The following is a 10,454-nucleotide window of genomic DNA, read 5'->3' as shown; positions in this document are numbered from 1 at the left end:
TCGTTCTGCCCCACCCGTATCGGACGCGACGCCGCGCACGGCGGATCGCCGACCAACGATGCTGTGCTGGCTGCTGAACACGGACGCACCGGCGGTTACATCACTGAACGTATCATCAGTCGACCTGTCGCCCGGCATTCATCGCAGGTATCGGGGACACACGGCGCTCGCAGGCCGACACCTTCGCCAACAGCGGCGAGGCGGGCGGATTCAAAGGTTCTAGAGTCGTGGCATGGCAATTCGGGACGACGGCGATCCTGTCAGAGGTGTCCGGGATGTCGTGGCCGTGCAACTGCCCGACTATCGGATCGACTCGATAGCGCTGCTCGGGGAGGGGGAGGACAACGTTGTCTATGAGGTCAATGGCGAGCTGATCGTGCGCTTCAGCAAGGAACCCGATCTCGGGAGCCGAGCCGCGCGGGTGATCAATGAAGCAGGTCTTCTGGCCGCGGTCGCGAGTGTGTCACCACTACCGGTTCCCGAGCCGTGTTTCAGCCTCGCCGAGCAGGGCTGCCTGGCGTATTTCGAACTCCCCGGCCGACCGCTGATCGACCTGCCGGCGTCACGGCGATCGGCCCATGTGAGGTCGATCGCCACGGCGCTCGGCCGGTTCCTCGCGGCTGTGCATGCCGTTCCGGTCGACCGGATGGCCGACTTCGTGGACGCCGACGACCAGCCGAAAGCAGTGTGGCTCGATGAGGCCGCACGGATCTACGAGACGATCGCCGACATGGTGCCCGAGGCGCATCGTCCGGCCGTGGCGGTCTTCCTCGACGCAACGCCCGCGGCGGATCGCTATGACTTGGTGTTCTCCCACAACGATCTGGGGATCGAACACGTTCTGGTGGAACCTGTTTCGGGGACAGTCACCGGCGTCATCGATTGGAGCGATGCCGCGATCGTCGACCCGGCCTATGACTTCGGTCTCATCTACCGCGATCTCGGCCCAGCAGCACTGGACATAGCGTTGGACAATTACCGCACCAGCGCCAACGACTTGCGGGCGATCCGGGAGCGCGCAGCCTTCTACGCCCGGTGCGGCGTGTTGGAGGATCTGGCCTACGGGATCGAGCACGGGTTGCGCAGCTACCTCGACAAGAGCCTTGCGGCACTGACATGGCTGTACCCGATCCCGGCGCGCTGAACCCGCTTCTCGATCCATCGGCCTGCCCGAGTCGTGGTTCGGAGCGGATGGCCGGTGGTTGTCGGAAAACGGTGCTGAGCTCACTTTTCCGCCACATCCGTACGGTCCGCATCCGTGGTCGCATCAGGACCGGTGGGTCGGAAGCGGTGTGCTCAGCTACACCGGCCGCACGACGCCTATGCGGTCTGGGCCTTCTTCCGCGATGGGCGATGCGATCGCTGGTACATCGACTTCGAGGCGCCCTACCGTCGCGGCGAAACATGCTTCGACACAGTCGATCACGGACTGGATATCGTCATCGAAGACGGCAGCCGGCGATGGAAGGACCGGGAGGAACCTGCTGGTGGCTGCCACGCTGGCAAGACTGGCGTCACGCACCTTCCCGTCAGGCTCCCGAGTGCAGGTAGGCGGCCCAGAGGGAGGGGGTGCGGGGGAGAGTGCCGCGTATGGAGCGGATCGCCTCGTGCAGGGCGACGGGGGCTTTGTCGATGGCGAGATCGTCGACGTCTCGGGCGGATGTGAGGGCGGTGTAGAAGGCTTCGGCGACCTCGACGGCGGTTTCGTCATCGATGGTCCACAGGGTGCCGATGACATGGGGGTAGCCGGCGAGCTGGAAGGCGGAGGCGAGATGCGTCGCCTCGTCGAGTAGTTCGGCATGGACGATGCGCGCGGTCTCGCATGCCGAGAGGTAGGCCAGACGGGCGTGATCGAGCTGCACAGGTGCGAGAGCGGAGACTGTGAGCGGGTCGGTGGCGTGATCGTGCAACAACAAGCGGCTGAGGGAAGGGTCGCTCGGGTCGCTGGTGCCGTGGCAGATGAAGTGGGCGATCGAGCAACTGGACAAGCTCGCGAGGACGTTCGCTTTGGTAGGAAGCGTGCGCGCCGGGTCGCTGTCGGCCTCAGGGGCGGGGTCAGGCTCGGTGAGTACGACCGAGTCGGGCAACAGCCGTTCGACTATGCGGGCTTCGTCGAGTACGTGATGGAGCCGGCCGTCCACACCGGGGGTGGTGGGCATGGCGACGATCGCGGCGCGCGTCGCACCGGCCGAGTGTTGCCGAGCGCGGCGTTCCCGGGCGTAGCGGAGGGCTGCGATGGTGGGGGTGTAGGAGGACACGACCCGATCGAGGACCGATCGACCGCCGGATGTGGGCCCGCTGGAGTGGTAGCCTGCCGCGTGCACGGGCAGGAGACCGAGTATTCCTCCTGGTGCCCACCACACTCGTGGCCAGTCGGAGCCGGCCGGTGGAATCCGGTTGTGGCCCAGAGCCTCCAGGACCGGGCTTGCGGCCGTGTCCCACAGCCATTCGAGGCTGTCGAGCAATTGTCTTTCTGCCGCCCGCCGTTCGGCTGCGATCGGGGAGTAGCGGGTGACGTCCAAAGCGCGTTGGAAGTTCACCGCCCTGCCGACGACGTCGTCCATGGTCAAGCCGGGCAGGGCGAGACCGGTGACGGCCCCTTCGGCCAGCACGAGCGCGTCGCAGCGGTATCGACTGATGTTGAAGGTGACGATCGCTCCCTGTTCGGATTGCGCGAGCAGTTCGCCGATCGAGGGCGGCAGGGCGAAGGTGCGGAATCCGTCCTGTGCGCGGATTTCCGCGAGCAGTCGGTCGAATTCAGCGACGAGCTGCCTGCGGTCGCGTACGTGCCGACCGTTCTCGCTGATCACCGCGGCGGGATCGAGGGGGATATCGAGTGTGGTCGCGGCCTTGGTCTCGTGGTCGAGTCGCGCACGCAGCCGGGTGAAGCGCTGAGCGAGATCGGGGTGTCGGACCGCGAGTTCGGTCAGATCGCCGCGGATGTTCAGGGTGCGGCCGAGTAGTATTGCGCGACCGGCTTCGAGCAAGCGCAGCGCCAGTTCGGGCCGAGCCGATGCGGCGGTGGATGGATCGTTCAGCGCGAGCGCGGCGGCGTCGGCGGCGATCCCGAAACCGTTGCCCAAGGCGTGTTGCTGGTCTATTCGGTCCAGCAGCGGCGGTACCAGCTCCGGCAGTGTCCGCACCGCACCTTCGAGCATTCGTGCCGCCAGTGCGGGGTCCGAACCCGCGGCCGAGAGCGCCGCACCATGCGCTGCTCGCACGCGAATCGAGGGTGTCGCGGTCTTTGTGTCGATCGCGCGCCGGAAGACACCGACCGCCTCGTCCCGGTCTGCTGCCGATGCGGTCCGCTCGAATCGCGCGTACAGTGCGCCACCGAGGCTGAGGAGCATGCCGCCCAGTCCGGGGCTCTCCGGCGTGGCGGCGGCTATGGCTTGCCTGCCGATATCGATGGCTTCGTCGATGTCGGCGAGATCGGCCGCCGCGGCGTTTTCGCGGAATCGGAACATCAAGGTGTTCTCGAAGGTGTGCAGTGTCTGCGCGCGGTCGGAATGATCAGCCGGGGTGGCGGCCACAGCCTGGCGCGCCGTGGCGATCGCTTCATCGAGATCCGCTGCGCCGGCCGTGCGTTCGAAGCGGGTGCGCAGAGCGAGGCCGAGGTTGGATCGGATGCGATTCTCCAGTCGCAGATCGTCCGATACCGTGCGAAGTGCGTCGCGGAGATGCTCGATGGCTTCGTCGATATCGGGCAGCGCCCCGATGCGTTTGAATCGGGCCCACAGGGCGGCGCCGAGCGCGGTCAGGATGCCGGCTCGGTCTGCGTGGTCGGCGGGTGCTTCGGCGAGCGCTCGGCGAGTGAACGCTACGGCGTTCTCCAGGTCGGGTAGCGCTCCGAACCGTTCGTACCTGGTCAGCAGGCACGATCCCAGCCCCGTGAGCCGTGCGTGCCGCTTCGGGTCGTCGGCGGGAGTCGAGGCCAAGGCTTCGGTGTGCAGGTCGATGGCTTCGTCGAGGTCGGTGGTCGCGGCGGTCCGTTCGAATCGGAGCATCACGCTGTAACCGTGATCTCCCGCCAGCATCGCCCGGTCGGGGTGGTCGGCGGGAGTGCGGGCGAGAGCTTGTGCGCCGACTTCGATGGCTTCGTCCAGCAGCGCTGGTGTTCCTGTGTGTTCGTACAAGGTCCGCAGACCTTGGGCATGTGCGTACAGCATCGAGAGGTAGGCGGGATCGTCGGCGGCTGCCGTGGCGACCAGTTCACCCCGCAGTCCCACCACCCGCCGCAGGTCCTCGAGAGCGCCACTCCGGTCGAAGCGCGCGTGCAGCGTCATTTCCAGCGCGGCGACTATCGGCTCGCGGCCAGGGAGTCCGGGATCGCAGGCTGCCACGGCTTGTTCTCCGTAAGCGATCGCCGTGTCGAGATGCACGGGTTTACGGGTGCGTTCGAATCGCGCGCGCATGGTATCGGCCAAGCTGTGCAAGACCATGGGGCGATCGGGGTGCGTCGCTGAGATGAGCGGTTCCGCCTGCTCCAGCAGGTCTATGGCTTCCTCGAGGTCTTCGGGTACGGCCGTTTGCTGGTATCTGCTCCAGAGCGCGGCACCCAGCCCGGCCAGCCGTGGGCCGCGAGCCGGGTGCTCGTCCGGGGTGGCTGCCACGGCCTCGGTGTGCAGGTCGACGGCTTCGGCCAGATCCTGGGGGAATTGTGTGCGTTCGAAGCGAATGTGCAAGAAAGCGCCGAGATTGGCGAGCATGCGAGCGAGGTCGGGATGGCCGACCGGGGTCGCCGCGGCGGCCTGCCTGCCGACGTCGATGGCTTCGTCGAGGTCCGCGAGCGCTCCGGTGTGGCTGTAGCGGGTTCTGAGTGTGTTGGCGAGATTGGCTTGGAATCCGCTGCGGTCGGGATGGCCTGTAGGTGTCGCGTCCACCGCGCGGCGGCCCAGTTCCATGGCTTCGTCGAGGCTCGCCACCTGCCGGGTGGCTTTGTATCGGGTATGCAGTGCGTTCCCGAGGTTGGACAGCATGAGGCCGAGGTCGGGACTGCCTGCGGGTAACGCGGCCAGCGCCCGGCGGCCCAGCGCGATGGCCTCGTCCAGATCGGCTCGCGCGCCCGCGATTTCGAAACGCGCGTGCAGTGCGCTGCTCAGGTTGGACAAAGGATGGCTTCGGCCTACCGGATCGGCGATGGCACGCCGTCCCAGTTCGATCGCTTCGTCCAGATCCTGTGGGTTCCCGGTGTGCTCGAATCGGGTGTGCAGTGTCATCGCGAGACCGGACAACATGTTCGGGAGATCGTCGTAGTCGGACGGGGCGGTCTCGACCGCCAGCCTCCGCAGCCGGATCGCTTCATCGAGGTCGGCAGGCCCTCCGGTGAACTCGAATCGCTGCCAGAGGGCTGTCGCCAGGTTGGCGATGATGCCGGGTCGGTACGGGTGGTGCTCGGGGGTGGCCTCGATGGCATGGCGTCCCAGCGTGATGGCTTCGTCCAAGTCGATTCCGGCGCCGGCCTCGTGGAATCGGGCTCGCAGCGCGGCCGACAGTTGAGCCAGCGCTGTGCCGCGGTCGGCTCGGTCGGCGGGAATGCCGGTGAGGGCAAGTCGCCCGACTTCGATGGCACCGCGCAGATTCTCGGCGTCGCGCGTCAGGCGGAACCGCGCCAGCAGGACGATTCCGAGGTTGCACAGGATTCCGCCCCGCGCCGAACTGTCGGACGGGGTGGCGGCCAGGATGCGCCACCACAGCCGCAGAACCGCGGTGACGAACTCGACATCGTCGGATTCCTGGGTCTGGTCGAGCAATGCGACGGCAACGAGAGCGGCTTCCTCGGCGAGCAGCGGCAACAGCTGTTGTGGCAATTGTGCGAGGTCGACGCCGGTGACGAAACACGCTGTGAACATCTCGACGGCGGTCGACAGGTCACGGTGCTCGGCTTGCTGCGGCCTGGCCTCGTAGCGGTACCAGTAGAACCAACCCGCGAGCAGCGCCGACTCCAGGTCGCCGCCGTTCACCAGCGCGACGAGCTCGCGTGCCTGTCGATCGGCCTCCGGCGCGAGGACCGCTGCGGGATCGTCGGTCAGCTCCATTCTTCGGATGCGAGCGGCGATCGCGCTCTGTAGCGCGATCCGCCGGTCGGCGAAGAGACCACCCGTGGGGTCGCTGCTTGTTTCCATCCGAACCGGTCCCCCAGATGCGCACGAACGTGTATCGGAGACGGTACGCCCTGTGCTGTTCTCGTGGATGGCGTCGGCAGCGAACTCGGTGCGGCACAGGCTCGGTCGCGTTCCTTTGTGGCACAGCGTTTCCCGTGTGACGGTCGCGGCGTGGCAGGCGGATCAGCCGGACAGCAGTTTTCGCAGCGGATCGAAGCGGGCCGGATCATCGGACACCAGCTCGGTCAGGCGGTCGGCGATCGCCGCGGACAGGTGGGTGCGAATATTCCGGGCCACCGTGCTGCCCTCGTCGGTCAGCGCGACGCGGGTGATCCTGCGATCCGCCGGATCGGGCGCCCGGCCCACCAGGCCACGCCGCTCCAGCCGGTCGACCATGCCGGTGACGTTGGTCTTGTCGCAGCCGAGCAGCGCGGCCAGTTCGCCGAACGACGGCCGGTGCCGGCCCAGCAGGCACAGCACCTGCGTCTGTTGGCTGGTCAACTCGAACCGCCGTGCGGTCTCGGCGTACAGCGCGGCGGTTTCGCGATGCAGCGTCATCACCGCGGCGGCAAGATCCGGCGTTTCGCTCACCCCGGAAGTCTAACTACCGGACTGTTGACATCACCGACCATTAAGTAGAGGATCTCGACTATCTAGTATCTCTACCGAAAGGTGGTCGGCATGACGGTCGCACTCGTCACCGGCGGTGCGCGCGGGATCGGTCGCGCGATCGCTCTGCGGCTGGCCGCCGACGGCGCGCAGGTCGTCGTGAACTACCGGCAGAACGCCGCGGCGGCGGCCGGCGTCGTCGCGGAGATCGAGCGCGCCGGTGGGCGGGCCGTGGCGGTCGCGGGCGACACCGCCGATCCCGACCGGATGACACGGCTGTTCGACACCGCCGTCGACACTTTCGGCGGACTCGACATCCTCGTCGCGAACGCGGGGGTCACCCGGTTCGCCTCGCTCGCCGAGACCACACCGGCCGATTTCGACCGTCAGTTCGCCGTCAATGCCCGCGGCACCTTTCTCGCGTTGCGCGAGGCGGCTCGCCGGCTGCGCGACTACGGCCGGATCGTGGTCGTCTCCAGTGGAGTCACCGTGACCGCACGGCCGGGTACCGGCGCCTACGGAGCAGGCAAGGGGGCCGCCGAGCATCTGGTGCGGGTCGCCGCGAATGAGCTGGGCGCGCGCGGGATCACCGTCAACAGCGTCCGGCCTGGCGCCACCCGCACGGACGCGCTGGTCGAGCAACTCGGCGCCGAGGCGGTCGCGCGGATGCCGGTCACGGCGCCGCTGGGTCGCATCGGCGAACCCGCCGACATAGCCGCGGTGGTGGCGTTCCTGGTTTCGGCCGACGGCGCATGGATCACCGGACAGCATCTCAACGCGGCGGGCGGGGCGTACTGAGCGCGCGCGGCCGCAGGCGGTGCGGTCGCGCGCCATCGAGTCACCCCAGCGCCGCGACGGCGGCTCGAGCGGCCTCGGCGACAAGAGGACTGTCGGCCTCGGCGTTCTGCTCGGCTTTCGTGGACAGGACCGCGATGACGAAGGGAGAGCGCCCCGGCGGCCAGACGACGGCGACGTCGAGGGCGCTGCCGTAGGCGGGGCTGCCGGTCTTGTTGCCCACGGTCCATCCGGGGGGCAGCGCGGCGCGAATCCGGTCGGCGCCGGTCTTGCTGGCGACGAGCCACGATTTCAATTGCGCCCGTTCGGGATCGGCGAGAACGTCGCCGAGGACCAGGGCGCGGTAGTCGGCGGCCAGTGCGGCCGGTGTGGTCGTGTCGCGCTCGTCACCGGGAACGGCGCTGTTGAGCTCGGTCTCCCAGCGGTCAAGGCGCGATGTGGTGTCGCCGATGGACCGCAGGAACGCGGTGAAACCCTCCGGACCACCGAGAAGTTTCAGCACCTGGTTGCCCGCGGTGTTGTCGGATACGGTGATCGCCGCGTCGCACAGCTCGGCGACGGTCATGCCGGTGTCGGCGTGCTTCTCGGTCACCGGCGAATTGGCGACCAGTTCGGAGCGGGAATAGCGGATCACCTGATCGAAGTAGCCCGTGGACAGCGGATGGTCGCGAAGCAGCGCACCGCAGGCGAGACCTTTGAAGGTGGAGGCCATCGGGAACCTCTCCGCGTCTCGATGGGCGACGGTGCGGCCGGAGCCGGTGTCGATCGCGGACACACCCAGCCGGGCGGCGTGGTCGGTCTCGAGTTCGGTGAACGGCGCGGCCGCGGCCGGCGGTGTGGTCTGCGAGGCGGCAGGCACGTCGGCAGCCGACCCGCACGCGGTGGTGACGAGGGACAGCGCTGATACCGCCGCGGCGGCCAGAAGTCGACGGTGACCGAGCAGGTCACGCCGAGGGGAAACGGAAATGATCACCGACGCACCACACCATCGACACGTTCGCCGACACCAATATCCGGTTCCGGCGCGGGCGAGTCGGCTTGGATATCGCCGCAGGTTTGCTCGCTCTTTCGGCTCCGGAGCGGACCGCGCCGGTGCGCGGCCGAACCGATGCCGGACGCCCCGCTGGTTCAATGACCGCATGGACCTGATCCGCCACCTTCGTTTCTTCGTTGCCGTCGCGGATGAAGGACACTTCGGCAGGGCCGCGGCCGCGCTGGACATGACCCAGCCTCCGCTGTCGCAGGGACTCAGACGGCTCGAACGGCATCTCGGCGTCGACCTCATCCGCCGTACCCGGCAAGGAGCCGTGCTCACCTCGGCCGGTGTGCAGCTGCTCCCGCGCGCTCGGCTGCTCGTGGACGACGCCGAGCGCCTGCTCGCCGAGTCCCACCGCATCGCGAACGCCCACGGCGCCGTGCACTGGGGTGCGATCACGGCACTGCCCGACCGGGTGGTCACGGCGTGTGTGGGCGCCTTGCGCACCGTGGTCGCGCCCGGCGCCGCGGTGTCGACGAGGGTGGGCACGAGCGTCGATCTGGTCGCCGATGTGCGCGCCGGCATGTTCGATGTGGCGGTCATCGAGCACCCCGCCCTGGTCGACGGGGTCGAGGTGCGCCCGGTCGTGAAGGTGCCGCGCTGGCTCGTGGTGCCGTCGGATCATCGCAGCGCGGCCGCCGAACGCCCCACCTTTCCCATGCTCGCGGGGTTGAACTTCGCTTGTCCGCCCCGCGCGGCCAACCCACCCGCCTTCGACACCGCCGTGGACCTGCTGCGTGAGCGCGGGCTGGACGCACCGACCGTGCCCGCGCCAGACGATCGCACCCTGTTCGCGGCGGTGGCGGCCGGAACGAGTTTCGGTCTCACTGCCACGGCTCCCTCGCGCACGCCCGGCGTGACGTGGCTGCGCATCGCGCCGCAGGCGGTCGCCCTGCGCGTCCGCGTCGTCCACCGGCCCGGCGCCGACGCCCATGCCGACGCGGTCGACCGGGTCCTGTACCGGGAACGACTGCGGTGAGCACCGTCGAGGACCGCATCCGCGCCGTGTTCGCCGACGCCGGATGCACCGGGTGGTTGCACGCCCGCCGGTGCGACGGCTCCGCGACCGAGATCTCCGTGGGCGGTGCCGAGCGGGTCGTGCTGGCGTCGGTGTACAAGTTGCCGCTGTTCGTCGCGTTCTGCCGCCATGTCGACGCCGGGCGCATCGATCCCGCTACCCGGCTGACGGTGGTCCCGTCCGACTGCACCCCCGGCCCGACCGGCATCGCCGTCATGCGCGATCCGGTGACCATGAGCCTGCGCGACCTGGCGACGTCCATGATGACCGTCTCCGACAACGCCGCGGCGGACGTCCTGCTCGGCGCGACCGGACTCGGCGCCGTCGAGAGCCTGCTGGACGATCTCGGCCTCGAGCGCACCCGCATCGTGGGCGGCACCGCCGACCTGCACCGCAGCCTCGTCCGCGACACCGACACTCACAGCACCGCGGAGGCGTTCGCGGCGCTGGCGCAGAACGACGACGCATGGTCGGTGTCGGCGTACGACCCGTCCTACACCAGCGCGACCACGCCGGAGGAGATGACGCGGCTGCTGCGCGCGCTCTGGAACGGCACGGTGCTGTCCGCGGAGCAGACCGACTTCGTCCGCGCCGTCATGCGCCTGCAGGTCTGGCCGCATCGCGTCGCGGCCGGCTTTCCGCATCGCAACGTTTCGACCGCGGGCAAAACCGGCACCATCGGGGTGATTCGCAACGAGGTAGCGGTTGTCGAATTTCCTGGCGAGCACCCCGTCGCGGTTGCCATATTCACTCGCGCGGCCCGCGCGGACCCGCACCTGCCCGCCGTGGACGCCGCTATCGCCGAGACCGCCCGCATCGCCGTCACCGAACTCCGGCTCCCTTTGCCGTAGCAACAGCGGTGGGAAAGGTGAGAATGCCGCGCCCGAATATC

At 68.5% G+C, this 10,454-nt stretch carries 7 protein-coding genes and 1 pseudogene; 5 read left to right on the top strand and 3 right to left on the bottom strand.

Features of this window, described 5'->3' with window-relative positions; translation table 11 throughout:
* Positions 1 to 232: 232 nt before the first annotated feature.
* A complete protein-coding gene (locus ACH49X_RS00230) occupies positions 233 to 1,144 on the top strand; it encodes a phosphotransferase (RefSeq protein WP_357419989.1) in 912 nt (303 codons plus the stop codon).
* A gap of 114 nt (positions 1,145 to 1,258) precedes the next feature.
* Positions 1,259 to 1,468, top strand: a pseudogene (locus tag ACH49X_RS00225) (DUF402 domain-containing protein); the annotation flags it as partial.
* 61 nt (positions 1,469 to 1,529) lie between these two features.
* Here the strand turns inward: ACH49X_RS00225 and ACH49X_RS00220 are convergent.
* Positions 1,530 to 6,125 (bottom strand): CHAT domain-containing tetratricopeptide repeat protein, encoded by a 4,596-nt coding sequence (locus tag ACH49X_RS00220; RefSeq protein ID WP_357209055.1) that lies wholly within the window; start codon positions 6,123 to 6,125, stop codon positions 1,530 to 1,532.
* 162 nt (positions 6,126 to 6,287) lie between these two features.
* Positions 6,288 to 6,695: a MarR family transcriptional regulator gene (locus ACH49X_RS00215; RefSeq protein WP_323124021.1), complete on the bottom strand. Its 408-nt coding sequence runs from the start codon at positions 6,693 to 6,695 to the stop codon at positions 6,288 to 6,290.
* Between the two features lie 90 nt (positions 6,696 to 6,785).
* On the opposite strand from ACH49X_RS00215, the gene ACH49X_RS00210 reads away from it, so the two are divergent.
* Positions 6,786 to 7,511, top strand: coding sequence for an SDR family oxidoreductase (locus ACH49X_RS00210; protein ID WP_195083313.1), 726 nt, complete (start codon positions 6,786 to 6,788; stop codon positions 7,509 to 7,511).
* Positions 7,512 to 7,551: 40 nt separating this feature from the next.
* Here ACH49X_RS00210 and bla read toward each other — a convergent pair whose 3' ends face one another.
* Positions 7,552 to 8,451 carry a class A beta-lactamase gene (gene bla / locus ACH49X_RS00205; protein WP_195083337.1) on the bottom strand — a complete coding sequence of 300 codons (900 nt, stop codon included), beginning with the start codon at positions 8,449 to 8,451 and terminating at the stop codon, positions 7,552 to 7,554.
* Positions 8,452 to 8,647: 196 nt separating this feature from the next.
* Between bla and ACH49X_RS00200 the strand changes: the two genes are divergently transcribed.
* Together ACH49X_RS00200 and ACH49X_RS00195 are read left to right on the top strand one after the other, a co-directional pair.
* Complete coding sequence (locus ACH49X_RS00200) at positions 8,648 to 9,523, top strand: LysR family transcriptional regulator (RefSeq protein ID WP_195083312.1); 876 nt, start codon at positions 8,648 to 8,650, stop codon at positions 9,521 to 9,523.
* Complete coding sequence (locus tag ACH49X_RS00195; protein ID WP_195083311.1) at positions 9,520 to 10,413, top strand: serine hydrolase; 894 nt, start codon at positions 9,520 to 9,522, stop codon at positions 10,411 to 10,413. Before ACH49X_RS00200 ends, ACH49X_RS00195 begins: the two co-directional genes overlap by 4 nt.
* Positions 10,414 to 10,454: the final 41 nt, after the last annotated feature.

The organism is Nocardia sp. NPDC019323, assembly GCF_044389845.1.
GTDB classification, from domain to species: Bacteria; Actinomycetota; Actinomycetes; order Mycobacteriales; family Mycobacteriaceae; genus Nocardia; species Nocardia implantans.
This window is presented reverse-complemented; position numbering and strand designations above follow the sequence as displayed.

Bases quoted from the DNA above. Each gene is read 5' to 3' on its own strand.
- ACH49X_RS00220 (WP_357209055.1), bottom strand. From the start codon at position 6,125: ATGGAAACAAGCAGCGACCCCACGGGTGGTCTCTTCGCCGACCGGCGG.
- ACH49X_RS00210 (WP_195083313.1), top strand. From the start codon at position 6,786: ATGACGGTCGCACTCGTCACCGGCGGTGCGCGCGGGATCGGTCGCGCG.
- ACH49X_RS00230 (WP_357419989.1), top strand. From the start codon at position 233: ATGGCAATTCGGGACGACGGCGATCCTGTCAGAGGTGTCCGGGATGTC.
- ACH49X_RS00200 (WP_195083312.1), top strand. From the start codon at position 8,648: ATGGACCTGATCCGCCACCTTCGTTTCTTCGTTGCCGTCGCGGATGAA.